This is a genomic window from Pseudomonas sp. TH41, assembly GCF_016650695.1.
GTDB lineage: Bacteria > Pseudomonadota > Gammaproteobacteria > Pseudomonadales > Pseudomonadaceae > Aquipseudomonas.
This window is the reverse complement of the sequence record NZ_JAEKFH010000004.1, coordinates 325,280-339,848: the sequence shown is the minus strand read 5'-3', so window position 1 is coordinate 339,848 and position 14,569 is coordinate 325,280. Positions and strand designations below refer to the sequence as shown.

The window sequence follows — 14,569 nt, the reverse complement described above, 5'->3', positions numbered from 1 at the left end:
TGTAGGAGCGAGCTTGCTCGCGATGGACTCAAGAGCCACGCGTTTATTCAGAAAGCACGCGTTATCGTTAACGTCCATCGCGAGCAAGCTCGCTCCTACACGGGTTTTACGTTCAGCCTGCAATCATGGGTGGCATGGTCCCCAGCAACGAAACCGCTGCCACAGCGCCCATCCCCAGAAACCACTCCAGCACCACGCTGGCGCGCAAGTTCGTCAGGCGTTGTTCGCAGTCTTTGATCCGCAGTCGATTGAACAGCGCCAAGCCCAGCATCACGCCGACCAGTGACACCTTGATCAGCAGAATCAACGCGAACCCGGCCAGCAATGGCGTCGGCCAAAAAGCCCCGGTGAGCACCCGCACATTGATCAGGCCGGTCACGACCAACCCGGCGACCAAGGCGAACCCGACACCGCTGAATCGCCGCAGGATGTCGCCGACGGCATGGCCGGCAGGTTGACGCAGGATCATCACCAACAGCATCAGCCCGCCAAGCCAGGCGCCGACGCAGATCAAGTGAATGATTTGATTGAGGATCAGCAATTGGCCGCTGAGACCATCAAGCATCGCCCCGTGGCCGACAGGGGCAAGGGTCGCCAACAAAAGGCTGGTGAGGCCGATGCGTAGCGGGAAGTTCGAACGCAATGGCGTCAGCACCAGCACCACCAATAACGCATTGATCAGCAGGTGCCAGCGCCAAACCTGACCGAAAAACGTTTTATCCAGCACCAGACCCAGAGTCGACGGCTCGAATGCTGCGCTCCAGGTTCCCGCCATGCTGGCGGTGATCAGCAGCAACCAACAGACGCCGCTGACCAACGCCACCGAGGCGAGCCATCGGGTGACACGGGCCAGCGGTTGATCAAGCACCGCCTCACGGCCCAGCAGCAGAGGCCTGAACAGGCAGGCCCCGAACAGCATCAGCACCACGGTGAAATGCAGGAAGCGGCACAGCACCATCGCACTTGTCATGAATTATTGGCCAACCTTGAAGCTGTAGGCGCCTTCGCTTTTGTGGGTGTCGACCGATACGGCGTGCCATTCGACTTTGTAGGCACCTGCTGCCAAAGGGGCGGCTGGGGTGACGATCAGGGTTTTCTTGTCGCTGCCTTCGGTGGTCAGGCTTTTCACCGGTACATCGGCACCGTCCTTGCTGATCGTGACTTTGCTGAAGGTTGATTCAACGCCTTCGGAAAACACCAGGCGCAGCTCCGACGGCGAGCTCACGGTGCTGTCGGCGGCCGGCGTCTGCTTTTTCAGATGGGCATGGGCAAACACCGACGATGCGGCGAGAAGCGAGCCCAGCAGGGCGGCAGCGGTCAGGGTTCTTTTGAACTGCATCGTGGAATACCTCTGAGGCGGAGTCGAAGGGGGGTCAGTTTACCTGTGCGAGGCGGGGTGTACGAAGTTTCGTTTTCCCCTGTCGCCGCGATGTAGAGCGGATGTTAGTCTTGACCCATGCTGTTGTCAGGGAGCCCTCATGGGCAATCACAAGATCGAGATTCGTCGCAGTAACGTCGAGAAAATTCTGCTGGGGGCCGAGAAGGTTTTCGCCGAAAAAGGCTTCGGCAGCACCGCCATGGCGGACATCGCCGCCGAAGTGCAACTGCCGCGCTCCAATCTGCATTACTACTTCAGCACCAAGAGTGAGTTGTACAGCGCGGTGCTGTTCGACCTGCTGGAGGTGTGGAAGCAGGATGCTCTGTGCTTCGAGATGTTCGACGACCCGCGCGTGGTGCTCAGCAGCTACATCCGCGCCAAGATGAACCATTCCCGCAGCCGGCCTTATGGCTCGAAAGTCTGGGCCAACGAGATCATTCACGGTGCGCCGACCCTCGGCGAGAAACTCGACGCGAGCCTGTACGACTGGGCCAAGATGAAAGAAGCGAAAATTCGCCAGTGGGTGGACGACAAACGCATCCTGCCGGTGGAACCTTCGAGCCTGCTGTACATGATCTGGGCGTCAACCCAGCATTACGCCGACTTTGATCATCAGGTGAATATTCTGAATGATCATCAGCCGTTGTCAGACATGCAGTTTGAGCGGGCGGTGCAGACGGTGACGAGTGTGATTTTGCGGGGGATTGGGTTGGAGCCTTGAATCAAGAGATCGCAGCCTCGTTTCACTCGACAGCTCCTACAGAAAAATGCGTTCTCCTGTAGGAGCTGTCGAGTGAAACGAGGCTGCGATCTCTTGATCTTCAACAATCAAACAGCAACGTGATACGGATTCCTCGGATCATGGTTCCAGTCCAGAAACGGCTTGCCGTTCTCGATCGGCACCATCTCGATACAATCCTGCACCGGGCAGGTGATCTGGCACAAATTGCACCCCACGCACTCATCGTCAATCACTTCATATTTATGCGTCCCGTCCGCCTGCTTCAGGCTGGCAATCGCCTGGTGCGCGGTGTCTTCGCAGGCGATATGGCAGCGCCCGCAACCGATGCACGCTTGCTGATCAATCTTCGCAATCACCTGGTAGTTGATGTCCAGGTACTTCCAGTCAGTGGTATTCCCCACCGCGCGCCCGGCAAAATCCGACACGCTGGCGTAGCCTTGACTGTCCATCCAGCGTGACAAACCGTCCTTCATCTCCTCTACGATCCGGAATCCGTGCAGCATGGCTGCCGTGCACACTTGCACCGAGCCGCTGCCCAGCGCAATAAACTCCGCTGCGTCGCGCCAGCTGCCGATGCCGCCAATGCCGGAGATCGGCAACCCTTGGGTCTGCGGGTCGCGGGCGATTTCGGCGACCATGTTCAGCGCAATCGGCTTCACTGCCGAGCCGCAATAACCGCCATGGGTGCTCTGGCTGCCGACGGCGGGATTGGCAACCATGCGTTCCAGGTTGACGCTGGTGATCGAGTTGATGGTGTTGATCAGCGACACCGCGTCAGCCCCGCCACGATGGGCCGCGCGGGCAGCGACGCGGATGTCGGTAATGTTCGGTGTGAGCTTGACGATCACCGGCAACGAGCAATACGTCTTGCACCAGCGCGTGACTTGCTCGACGTACTCCGGCACCTGGCCGACCGCTGCGCCCATGCCGCGTTCCGGCATGCCATGAGGGCAGCCGAAGTTCAACTCGATACCGTCGGCGCCGGTGGCTTCCACCAGCGGCAGGATGTGTTTCCACGATTCTTCAACGCAGGGCACCATCAGTGACACGATCAGTGCCCGGTCTGGCCAGTCCTTCTTGACCTGGGTGATTTCCCGCAGGTTGATCTCCAGCGAGCGGTCGGTGATCAGCTCGATGTTGTTGAAGCCCATCACCTCACGGTTGGCGCCGAAGTGCGCTGAGTAGCGCGACGAGACGTTAACCGCCGCCGGGTCTTCACCCAGGGTTTTCCAGACCACGCCGCCCCAGCCTGCCTCGAAGGCGCGGACCACGTTGTAGGCTTTGTCGGTGGGCGGCGCAGAGGCCAGCCAGAACGGGTTGGGGGCTTTGATACCGGCGAAGACAATCGAGAGATCGGCCATTTACGCAGCCTCCACGTTGAGCATGAGTTGAACGTTGATGGCTTCGGCGGCCCGCTTGCCGTGCTGCACGGCTTGCACGGTGAGGTCCTGATCGAGGCTGGTGCAATCACCGCCGGCATACACGCCGGGGATGCTGGTGCGCAGGTGTTCGTCTACCAGGATTCGATCACCCTGACGCTTGAGCTCACGGGCCAGTGGATCGGCAAGGGCACTGCTATCAAAGGCCTGGCCGATGGCTTTGAAGATGGCGTCGGCGACCAGTTCGAAGGTCTCCCCGGTGGTTTGCAAGCGACCTTCGACCATTGTTGTGCGGGCAAAGCGCATGCCGCGCACGTTGCCCTGATCGTCGAGCAACACTTCTTCGGGTTGTGCCCACGTCAGCAAGCGCACCTGATTGGCTTTGGCGATGTCCTGTTCGTGCCCGGTGGCGCCCATGTCCTCGACGCCGCGGCGGTACACCAGATTGACGTCATGCGCACCGAGGCGAGCCATCTGCACGGCCATGTCGATGGCCGTGTTGCCGGCGCCGAGGACGATGCAATGGTCGGCTAACGGCAGTTGCGTAAGGTCATCGGACTGGCGCAGTTCGCGGATGTAGTCGGTGGCGGCGAGCAGGCCGGGTGCGTCTTCATGGGCCAGGCCCAGTTGTTTGCTGGCGTTGAGGCCGATACCGAGGAACACCGCATCAAATTGCTGATGCAGTTCGCTGAGGGTCAAGTTCTCGCCGAGTTTCTGGCCGTGGCGGATTTCGATGCCACCGATCTCCAGCAGAAACTCCAGCTCCTTCTGCGCGTAATCATCCACCAGTGTGTACTTGGCAATCCCGTATTCATTGAGGCCGCCGGCCTTTTCCCGCGCCTCGAACATCACCACGTCGTGACCGTGCATGGCGCTGCGATGGGCGCAAGACAACCCCGCCGGTCCTGCGCCGACCACGGCGATGCGCTTGCCGGTTGCGGCGGCGCGTTGGAACGGGTGTTCGCTGAAATGCGCGTTGTCCACCGCGTAACGTTGCAACAGGCCAATCAGCACCGGGGCGCACTCATGGTCGTTGTTGCGCACACAGGCTTGCTGGCAGAGGATTTCCGTCGGGCAGACCCGGGCACAACTGCCGCCGAGGATGTTCGCCGAAAGGATTTTCTGCGCGGCGCCCTGAACGTTGTCCTGATGGATATTGCGGATGAACGACGGGATGTCGATCTCGCTCGGACAGGCATTCACACACGGCGCGTCGTAGCAGTACAGGCAGCGCGAAGCTTCCAGGTGCGCTTGCCGCTCGTTGAGGGGCGGCGCCAGATCGGTGAAATGGCCGGCGAGGGTGGCGGCACTCTCATGGGGATGCGGGAGATGGTTCAGGGTCTTGATCACGGTGTTGGCCTCACGGTTATTGAGGTGCTGCCTCTGATGGGCATTGGTTCGTTCACGCCCCCCTGTAGGAGCTGCCGCAGGCTGCGATCTTTTGACTTTGTTTTTTACAATCAAGATCAAAAGATCGCAGCCTGCGGCAGCTCCTACAGGGATGGTATTTCAAATGTGGGAGCGAGCCTGCTCGCGAAGGCCGCAGGCCTCGATCTCAGCGTTTCACCGCAGTAGGCCTGTTCAACTCAGCCCGCTTACTCAACAAATCAAACACCGCCGGATACGCCGGCCGCTCGACATACCGCCCGGCACCACGCTCGGCGCGCAGATCGCCATCGGCCCACACCACTCGGCCCTGGCTGATGGTATGGCTCGGCACGCCGCGCACGGTCTTGCCTTCGAAGATGTTGAAGTCAACCTGCTGGTGGTGGGTTTGCGCCGAAATGGTCCGCGTTCCTAGCGGGTCCCACAGCACCAGGTCCGCATCGGCCCCGACACGAATCGCCCCCTTGCGTGGGTAGAGGTTGAAGATCTTCGCGGTGTTGGTGGAGGTGAGCGCGACGAAGTGCTGCATCGACAAGCGACCGGTGTTCACCCCTTCGTCCCAGAGCACGGCCATGCGGTCTTCGATACCGGCGGTGCCGTTGGGGATTTTGCTGAAGTCGTCACGGCCCGCCGCTTTTTGCTCGGCGCAGAAGCAGCAATGGTCAGTGGCGGTGGTGTGCAGGTTGCCCGATTGCAGGCCGTGCCAAAGTGCTTCTTGATGGCCACGAGGACGGAAGGGCGGGCTCATCACGTAACCGGCAGCGGTCTGCCAGTCCGGGTGTTGGTAGACACTGTCGTCGAGCAGCAGATGCCCGGCCAGTACTTCGCCGTAGACTTGTTGGCCCTTGCTGCGGGCGTAGGTGATTTCGTCGAGGGCTTCCTTGGTCGAGACGTGCACCAGGTACAACGGGGTGCCCAACGTCTCGGCAATGCGGATCGCCCGGCTCGCAGCCTCGCCTTCCACCTGCGATGGCCGCGACAATGGATGCGCTTCAGGGCCCGTCATGCCCTGGGCCATCAACTTGCGCTGCAGGTGATAAACCAGTTCGCCGTTTTCTGCGTGCACGGTCGGTACCGCGCCAAGCTCCAGGCAACGCTCGAAACTCGCCACCAGGGTGTCGTCGGCCGCCATGATCGCGTTCTTGTAGGCCATGAAATGCTTGAAGCTGTTGACCCCGTGATGGCTGACCAGCTCAGCCATTTCCTCGCGGACCTGCTCACTCCACCACGTGATGGCGACGTGGAAACCATAATCTGCGGCCGACTTCTCGGCCCAGCCGCGCCACTGGTGAAAAGCCTCCATCAGCGATTGCTGCGGATTGGGAATCACGAAGTCGATGATCGACGTGGTGCCACCGGCCAGTCCCGCCGCTGTGCCACTGAAAAAGTCTTCGCTCGCCACCGTGCCCATGAAGGGCAGTTGCATATGCGTGTGGGGGTCGATGCCGCCGGGCATCAGGTATTGGCCGCTGCCGTCGAGCACTTCGGTGCCCGCCGCAACATCCAAGTTGTCACCGATGGCTTTGATCACGCCGTCAGCGCAATAGACATCGGCACGGTAACTTTCATCATGGGTAATAACGGTGGCGCCACGGATCAACAGAGACATTCCGAGTTCCTCGCAGGCAATGACCGACTTGTGCCGGTTCTAAATGTTTTATATGAAGCCGGCGCAAACAGGTGTATTCCTGTCAACGCTGTCAGGAATAGACGCTAGTCTGAGATTCAGGAATGAGCAAGAATATTTTTTATAAGCTTATAACGTAAATAAGTTGCTGATTAATAACGATTAAAGATGAAAATAACCAAAATGGTTCAAGCACTCACCATTTTGACGCACTTGACAGGTTCCAAAAATAGACGAGATTTCCTATGTGAAATCAGCCGCTTGAGAAAGGTCTATGGTTGATGCGCTACATTCAAAAAAAATTTGATGCACCCGATTGAGTCCTGACTTTTCGGACGACGTGCCTGGCATTCAGCCTGAGTGAACAGGCAAGTCACCGTGGACTCACTGGGTATGTCAATAAAACTGATAAACATCAGTTGGTTGCAAAGTTTTATGGAACTGCCCGATGCGCAAACGGGGTGCGCGGCACGATTATTGATGCCAGTTAGCCCCTGATGAGCAAAAAATAATTCAAAGAACAGTGGAGCGGCCATGCAACAGATCAGATCGCAAGTGACCGAGCGCAACGGCTTGTTTGAGCTGGAAGCCGGCAGCGACGTCCTCGACAGTCCCCGTTACAACCACGACATGGCACCGACCAAGGTGCACGAACGAACCTGGAACAAATGGCACATCACCGCGCTGTGGATCGGCATGTCGATCTGCGTGCCGACCTACACCCTCGGTGGGGTGCTCACGGCGTATTTCGGTCTGAGTGTGGGCGAAGCGTTGTTGGCAATACTGTTCGCCAACCTCATCGTGTTGATCCCGCTGACGCTGAACGCTTTTGCCGGCACCAAGTACGGCATTCCGTTCCCGGTGTTGTTGCGCTCGTCGTTCGGCATTCTCGGTTCCAACGTGCCCTGTTTGATTCGGGCGCTGGTCGCGTGCGGCTGGTTCGGCATTCAGACGATGTTCGGTGGCCTGGCCATTCACTTGTTTTTGGGGTCGATTTTCGAAGGCTGGAAATCCCTCGGTGGCACCGGTGAGGTGATCGGGTTCATGATCTTCTGGGTGCTGAATTTGTGGGTGGTGCTACGTGGCGCCGAGTCGATCAAATGGCTGGAAACGCTCTCGGCGCCGCTGCTGGTGCTGGTGGGTGTGGGGCTGTTGGTATGGGCCATGCCGAACGTATCGATGACCGAACTGTTGGCGATTCCGGCCAAGCGACCGGAAGGGGCCAGCGTCGTCAGCTACTTTGCCGCCGGTTTGACTGCCATGGTCGGGTTCTGGGCCACCTTGTCCCTGAATATCCCCGACTTCAGCCGCTACGCCAAAAGCCAGAAAGACCAGATCCTCGGGCAGGTTTTCGGCTTGCCGCTGACCATGTTCCTGTTCGCTTCCCTGGGCGTCGTCATGACCGCCGCATCGGTGAAACTGGTGGGTGTCACCGTCTCTGATCCGGTTAGCCTGATCGGTCATATCCAGAGCCCGGTATGGGTGGCATTGGCCATGGCGCTGATCATCATCGCCACGCTGTCCACCAACACCGCGGCGAACATTGTTTCGCCCACCAACGATTTCCAGAACATCGCGCCCAAGGTGATCAACCGCACCAAAGCGGTGTTGCTGACGGGGTTGGTGGGCCTGTTGCTGATGGGCCATGAACTGCTGAAAAAGCTCGGGCTGATTGTCTCGGACGTGAGCCTGGAAACGGTTTATTCCAACTGGTTGCTGGGGTACTCCAGCCTGCTCGGACCCATCGCCGGGATCATGGTGGTGGACTATTTCCTGATCAAGAAACAGCAACTGGACCTGGCCGGGTTGTATCGCGATGACGTCTATCCGGCGTGGAACTGGTTCGGGTTCATCGCCTTCGGCGTGCCGGTGGTGTTGACGCTGTTGTCACTGGGAAGCAATGCATTCAGCTGGTTTTACAGCTATGGCTGGTTCACCGGCTCGGCGTTGGGCGGGCTGATTTATTACGGGTTGTGCTCGATGCGGCCTAGTCCATCAGTCGCGAAATCGCCGGTGTGATGGATGGCCTCATCGCGAGCAGGCTCGCTCCCACATTTGGAATGCATTCCCCCTGTGGGAGCGAGCCTGCTCGCGAAGGCGGCCTCAAATGCACCAAAGAATTACCTGAAGAAACCTATAAAAACTGCCTGAGGAGATCATCATGAACGCTGCTGTAGACGTTCTGCAGTCCACCCATCAGCACATCAATCGCGACCGTCTGTGGCAGTCGCTCATGGAACTGGCCAAGCTCGGCGCCACGGTCAAGGGGGGTGTCTGTCGCCTGGCCCTGACCGACCTCGACCGCCAGGCCCGCGACATCTTCGTCAAGTGGTGCGAGGAGGCAGGTTGCACCGTCAGCATCGACGCCGTCGGCAACATTTTCGCCCGCCGCGCCGGCCGCAACCCAAACCTCCCTCCGGTGATGACCGGCAGTCACATCGACACCCAGCCCACCGGCGGCAAGTTCGACGGCTGTTTTGGCGTGCTGGCTGGCGTCGAAGTACTGCGCACCCTCAATGACCTCGGCGTGGAAACCGAAGCGCCGCTGGAAGTGGTGGTCTGGACCAACGAAGAAGGCTCGCGCTTCGCCCCGTGCATGATGGGCTCTGGCGTGTTCGCAGAAAAATTCACCCTCGAAGAAACCCTGGCCAAGGTCGATGCCGATGGCGTCACCGTCGGCGAAGCGCTGAACGCCATCGGCTATGCAGGTCCACGTAAGGTCAGCGGTCACGCCGTCGGCGCGTATTTCGAGGCCCACATCGAGCAAGGCCCGATCCTTGAAGACGAACACAAAACCATCGGCGTGGTAATGGGCGCCCTCGGTCAGAAATGGTTCGACCTGAAACTGCGCGGTGTCGAAGCCCACGCCGGCCCGACCCCGATGCATTTGCGCAAGGACGCACTGGTCGGCGCCGCGGTGATCGTCGGCGCCGTCAACCGCGCCGCCCTCGGCCATCAACCACACGCTTGCGGCACCGTGGGTTGCCTGCAAGCCTACCCCGGCTCACGCAATGTCATCCCCGGCGAAGTGCGCATGACCCTCGATTTCCGTCATCTGGAACCGGCGCGTCTGGACTCGATGATCGCCGAAGTCCGTGAGGTCATCGAAACCACCTGCGAAGAACACGGACTGACCTTCGAACTCACGCCTACTGCCGATTTCCCGCCGCTGTATTTCGACAAGGTGTGCGTCGAAGCGGTACGCGGCGCCGCCCAAGGTCTGGGCTTGTCGCACATGGACATCGTCAGCGGGGCAGGGCACGACGCGATCTTCCTCGCCGAACTCGGCCCGGCCGGGATGATCTTCGTGCCGTGTGAAGGTGGCATCAGCCACAACGAAATCGAAAACGCCGCGCCGGATGATTTGGCGGCCGGGTGTGCGGTGTTGTTGCGGGCGATGCTGGCGGCGTCGGCAGCGATTGCTGGCGGTCAACGGGCGGCCTGAAGCTCAAATACCGAGAGCCCTGTAGGAGCTGCCGCAGGCTGCGATCTTTTGATCTTTAGCGTTCGAAATGACGCCACAGATCAAAAGATCGCAGCCTGCGGCAGCTCCTACAGAACGGCTTAGCACTATCCCGACCCCCTGCGGTCGACATCTTCACAGGCCGGCGCGTGAGTGCGCCGGCGCACGTGTGGAGATCCAATGAGCCAGGACGTCCTGACCACCGAAACCAATCGCCGGCAGTTGCAGCAGATCATCGCCGGCTTGTCCGATGGCGTGATATTGCTGGAGCTCGACCAGACGATCCTTTGGGCCAATGACGCCGCGCTGGCCATGCACGGTGTCGGGCAGATCAGCGAGTTGGGCGCGAATGCCAAGGCGTACGCCAAACGCTTCGCCTTACGCTATCGCAACAATCATCCGGTCCCGGTAGATAACTACCCGATTAACCGTGTCGCACGTGGTGAGACGTTTAGCGATGTGGTGGTGGAAGTTCGGTCGGAGCGGGACCCGGAACGGACCTGGGTTCACAGCGTGCGCGGCATGGTATTGACCAACAGTGCGGGCGACCCGGAGTCGCGGGTGCTGATCATGGACGATGTCACCGAGTGGGCCAGCGCCGAGCAGCGCTTTGAAAAGACCTTCAACGCCAACCCGGCCCCCGCGGTGATCTGCCGACTCAGTGATTTGCGCTACATCAAGGTCAATTCCGGGTTTCTGGAAATGACCGGCTATGCGCGTGATCAGGTGATCGGTTGTTCGACGTATGAGTTGGACGTACTCGAAGGCGCCGAAAATAAAGACCTGGCCAAGCAGCGTTTGCGCGAGGGGGCAACCATCCCGCAAATGCAGGCCGAGCTGCAATTACCCGAGGGCGGGAGCAAGCAGGTGATCGTCGCCGGCCAGCCCCTGGAGCTCAATGACGAAGCGTGCATGCTGTTTTCCTTCGTCGACATGGAGCCTCGACGCAAGGCCGAGGTCGCCCTGCGTCAGAGTGAGGAGCGGTTCGCCAAAGCCTTTCGCCTGACGCCGGTGCCAATCCTGGTGTGCAGTGCTGCTAATCAGGGGGTGATGGACGTCAATGAAGCGTTCCTCGACACCCTCGGGTTCCCGAGTGAAGAAGTGCTCGGCAAGACCATCGCCGAGATCGATTTCATTCACGACAAGGGCGCACGGACACGGCTATTCGCGGCACTGGAGAAAACCGGAAATCTGGATCGTGTCGATGTTCGGGTGCATAAAAAAGACACCGAACTGATCGATTGCGCGGTGTCGGCCGACACCGTGAACATTCAGGACAGCCCTTGTTACCTGCTGGTGCTGATGGATATCACCGATCGTAAACGCACAGAGCTGGAGTTGGTGGCGGCGATCGAAGAGGTGATGAAAGACGCATCGTGGTTCAGCCATACGCTGATCGAAAAACTCGCCAACGTGAAGAGCGTGAATTCGCCCAAGTTGCCCAGCGTCACGTTCACCGACCTGACGGCCCGGGAGCGCGATGTGCTGGGGCTTATCTGTGAAGGCCTGGCCGACAAGGAGATAGCTGCACGGTTGAAACTGGCGCCCAATACAGTGCGCAATCATGTGTCGACGGTGTATTCCAAACTCGACGTTCACAGTCGCAGCGAGGCGATTGTCTGGGCGCGTGAACGTGGTTTGTTCTCCAGCGAGTGGCGGCCCAAGGCACAGCGATAAGGTGCAAATGCACTAATTAGGGAGGTGCAAATTCGTGTGTTGGCGCAGTGCGTCTGTGCTTAGCCTGTGAAGGTGCGATGCCGGTATTCAGGCCGGGATCGCATCCTTCGAAACAGCTACAGGAATGAGCAAAATGATTCATCTGGCGCAATTGCGTATGCATCTGGAGCGGAGTTTTTCGCCGTTGGCCTGTGATTGCACGGTCACGGGTGATCATTCATTGACGGTGAAGCTGTATCACCCGGTCTCAGGGCAGGTGGACCTGGTGGTCAGCGGGCTGAACGTGGCAACGCTAAGGACGCCGGACGCAGTGAACGCACTGATTGAAGAACTGCGTTATGAACTTGAGAGCAACACTTTGCATCGGCGTGAAATGTCGTAAAGCTGAATTCCGCAATTTTTGGCGAGCTTCAAAACCGCTAAAAGATCGCAGGCTGCGCCAGCTCCTACAGTGCGCGTAGGCGCCTGCAACGAATTGTCAGTCGGGCTAAGTATTTTTTCTGCACCCGGTCGGTGGACTTTCCTGTGTTGTTTTGTTGTCACAGAAATGTGTACATCACTTATCGCGGGTCAGCCTATGAACAGTCTTGGGATACGCGTTTTATCACCTCTGGCGCTCGCGCTCTGCGTAGCGATCCTCGGTGGTTGTGCCAGTCCACCACCGCCACCCCCTGCAGCACCGCCGCCCGATCCCGTGCGTACCTGCCAAACCAGTGAAAACACTGATGTGAATGGCGATGCGAGAGTGGACGCGCAGGTGACGCGAACTACGACCCTGACGCGCTGCATTACTCAGTAAGCCTGGGCGCTGATGATGTCTGTCTGTAGGAGCGAGCTTGCTCGCGAAGGACGTGAATGCAACGCGGTTATTCAGGAAGAACGCGTTATCGTTACGACCATCGCGAGCAAGCTCGCTCCTACAAGATATGCATCTGATCAGGACAGGAAACCACCATCCACGTTCAGCGAAACCCCTGTCGTGTAACTCGACGCATCGCTGGCGAGATAAAGAACGGCACCGGCCATTTCACTTGGATCCGCCACGCGCTTGAGCGGAATCTGCTGCAGCGCAGTGTTCAAAATAGCCTCGTTTTTCACCAGCGCCGACGCGAACTTGGTGTCGGTCAGGCCCGGCAGCAGGGCGTTGCAGCGGATGCCGAACTGCGCGCATTCCTTGGCGAAGACTTTGGTCATGTTGATCACCGCCGCCTTGGTCACAGAGTAGATGCCCTGGAAGATCCCCGGCGAGATGCCGTTGATCGAGGCGACGTTGATGATGCTGCCGCCGCCGTTGTCGCGCATCAGCTTGCCGGCTTCCACCGACATGAAGAAGTAGCCGCGGATGTTCACGTCGACGGTTTTCTGAAAGGCGCTGAGGTCGGTGTCCAGCACGTTGCAGAATTGCGGGTTGGTCGCGGCGTTGTTGACCAGAATGTCGAGGCGTCCGAACTGTTCCCGGATGCCGGCAAAGACCTCGCTGATCTGTTCCATTTCACCGATGTGGCAAGCAACCGCGGTGGCTTTGCCGCCGGCAGCGATGATGGCGTCGGCCACGTGCTGGCAACCGTCGAGTTTGCGGCTCGAGACGATGACGTGAGCGCCTTGTTGGGCCAACAGTTTGGCAATGGCTTCACCGATGCCGCGGCTGGCGCCGGATACGAAAGCGATTTTACCGTCGAGGTCGAACAACTGAGTCTTGGACATGGGATTCTCTTATAAAAAGTCTTGTTATTTAGCCAGGGGCGCGATCAAAGGCTGGAGTTCTGGATGACTTGCAGGCTCATCTGCTCCAGCAGTTTGTTCATGTGAATGAACTGCGCGAAGCGTTTGTCCTGGGTCTGACCATGGAAGAAGCGGTAGTAGATCTGCTGCACGATGCCGGCCAGGCGAAACAGACCGTAGGTGTAGTAGAAGTCGAAGTTGTCGATCTGGATGCCTGAACGTTCGGCGTAGTAATCGACAAACTCGCGACGGGTCAGCATGCCCGGGGCGTGGCTCGGCTGGCGGCGCATCAATTGCACGGGCGCCGGGTCGCCGGCTTCGATCCAGTAGGCGAGGGTGTTGCCCAGGTCCATCAGCGGGTCGCCGAGCGTGGTCAGTTCCCAGTCGAGCACGCCGATGATTTGCATCGGGTTATTCGGGTCGAGGATCACGTTGTCGAAGCGATAGTCGTTGTGAACGATGCTGGACGTCGGGTGGTCGGCCGGCATCTTGTCGTTGAGCCAGGCCTTGACCGATTCCCACTGCGGTGCGTCGGGGGTCAGGGCTTTTTCGTAACGATCGCTCCAGCCTTTAATCTGCCGGGCCACATACCCTTCCGGTTTACCGAGGTCGCCCAGGCCATAGGCCTTGTAGTCGACCTGGTGCAGCTCAACGAACTTGTCAATGAAGCTCTTGCACAAGGCTTCGGTTTTTTCCGGGTCCAGACCCAGTTCCGGCGGCAGTTCGGAGCGCAGGATGATGCCATTGACCCGTTCCATCACATAGAACTCGGCACCGATCACCGATTCGTCCGTGCAATGCACGTAGGCTTTGGGGCAGTACGGAAAGCCATCCTTGAGTTGGTTGAGGATGCGAAATTCGCGGCCCATGTCATGGGCGGACTTGGCTTTGTGACCGAACGGTGGCCGACGCAGGACAAACTCCTGCTCGGGGTATTCCAGCAAGTAGGTGAGGTTCGATGCACCGCCGGGAAACTGGCTGATCCGTGGCAAACCGCTCAGGCCCGGAATATGGGCCTTGAGGTACGGATCGATCAGGCTGGCATCGAGCTCTTCGCCGGTGCGGATACGGGTGGACTGATCAGTAAGCGCCATGCTTATCCCTTCTGCTTATTTTGGAGGCCTGAGACTATTGGCTAATCTAATGCGCACACCCGACACCCACAACCACGAGCAGCCCTTATAGGTGAGCGTGT

The 14,569-nt window shown here is 59.1% G+C and carries 12 protein-coding genes; 5 read left to right on the top strand and 7 right to left on the bottom strand.

The window, feature by feature from the left end; translation table 11 throughout:
- Window positions 1-112: 112 nt before the first annotated feature.
- Window positions 113-970 (bottom strand): copper homeostasis membrane protein CopD, encoded by an 858-nt coding sequence (gene copD, locus JFU37_RS18230; protein ID WP_201117040.1) that lies wholly within the window; start codon window positions 968-970, stop codon window positions 113-115.
- A 3-nt stretch (window positions 971-973) separates the two neighbouring features.
- On the bottom strand, window positions 974-1,339 hold the full coding sequence (gene copC / locus JFU37_RS18225; RefSeq protein WP_201117038.1) for a copper homeostasis periplasmic binding protein CopC: 366 nt from the start codon (window positions 1,337-1,339) through the stop codon (window positions 974-976).
- Window positions 1,340-1,478: 139 nt separating this feature from the next.
- Between copC and JFU37_RS18220 the strand changes: the two genes are divergently transcribed.
- Complete coding sequence (locus JFU37_RS18220; protein ID WP_201117033.1) at window positions 1,479-2,099, top strand: TetR/AcrR family transcriptional regulator; 621 nt, start codon at window positions 1,479-1,481, stop codon at window positions 2,097-2,099.
- A 107-nt stretch (window positions 2,100-2,206) separates the two neighbouring features.
- Here the strand turns inward: JFU37_RS18220 and preA are convergent, their stop codons facing one another.
- The 3 genes from preA to hydA all read right to left on the bottom strand — a co-directional run bounded on the left by preA (window position 2,207) and on the right by hydA (window position 6,494).
- Entirely contained in the window at window positions 2,207-3,481 is a 1,275-nt protein-coding gene (gene preA / locus JFU37_RS18215) for an NAD-dependent dihydropyrimidine dehydrogenase subunit PreA (RefSeq protein ID WP_201117026.1), read from the bottom strand.
- Window positions 3,482-4,849: an FAD-dependent oxidoreductase gene (locus tag JFU37_RS18210; protein WP_201117024.1), complete on the bottom strand. Its 1,368-nt coding sequence runs from the start codon at window positions 4,847-4,849 to the stop codon at window positions 3,482-3,484.
- A gap of 205 nt (window positions 4,850-5,054) precedes the next feature.
- A complete protein-coding gene (gene hydA / locus JFU37_RS18205; protein ID WP_201117022.1) occupies window positions 5,055-6,494 on the bottom strand; it encodes a dihydropyrimidinase in 1,440 nt (479 codons plus the stop codon).
- A gap of 552 nt (window positions 6,495-7,046) precedes the next feature.
- Here hydA and JFU37_RS18200 point away from each other — a divergent pair.
- The 4 genes from JFU37_RS18200 to JFU37_RS18185 all read left to right on the top strand — a co-directional run bounded on the left by JFU37_RS18200 (window position 7,047) and on the right by JFU37_RS18185 (window position 12,034).
- A complete protein-coding gene (locus tag JFU37_RS18200; protein WP_201117021.1) occupies window positions 7,047-8,531 on the top strand; it encodes an NCS1 family nucleobase:cation symporter-1 in 1,485 nt (494 codons plus the stop codon).
- Window positions 8,532-8,673: 142 nt separating this feature from the next.
- On the top strand, window positions 8,674-9,957 hold the full coding sequence (locus JFU37_RS18195) for a Zn-dependent hydrolase (protein ID WP_201117020.1): 1,284 nt from the start codon (window positions 8,674-8,676) through the stop codon (window positions 9,955-9,957).
- A 198-nt stretch (window positions 9,958-10,155) separates the two neighbouring features.
- Window positions 10,156-11,652: a helix-turn-helix transcriptional regulator gene (locus JFU37_RS18190; protein WP_201117019.1), complete on the top strand. Its 1,497-nt coding sequence runs from the start codon at window positions 10,156-10,158 to the stop codon at window positions 11,650-11,652.
- A gap of 133 nt (window positions 11,653-11,785) precedes the next feature.
- The gene (locus tag JFU37_RS18185; RefSeq protein ID WP_201117149.1) at window positions 11,786-12,034 is read left to right on the top strand and encodes a DUF1652 domain-containing protein; all 249 of its coding nucleotides are present in this window, start codon (window positions 11,786-11,788) and stop codon (window positions 12,032-12,034) included.
- A gap of 554 nt (window positions 12,035-12,588) precedes the next feature.
- On the opposite strand, the gene JFU37_RS18180 is transcribed toward JFU37_RS18185, so the two are convergent.
- Window positions 12,589-13,356, bottom strand: coding sequence for an SDR family oxidoreductase (locus JFU37_RS18180; RefSeq protein ID WP_201117018.1), 768 nt, complete (start codon window positions 13,354-13,356; stop codon window positions 12,589-12,591).
- Between the two features lie 44 nt (window positions 13,357-13,400).
- Entirely contained in the window at window positions 13,401-14,468 is a 1,068-nt protein-coding gene (locus JFU37_RS18175) for a phosphotransferase family protein (protein WP_201117017.1), read from the bottom strand.
- Window positions 14,469-14,569 lie beyond the last annotated feature (101 nt).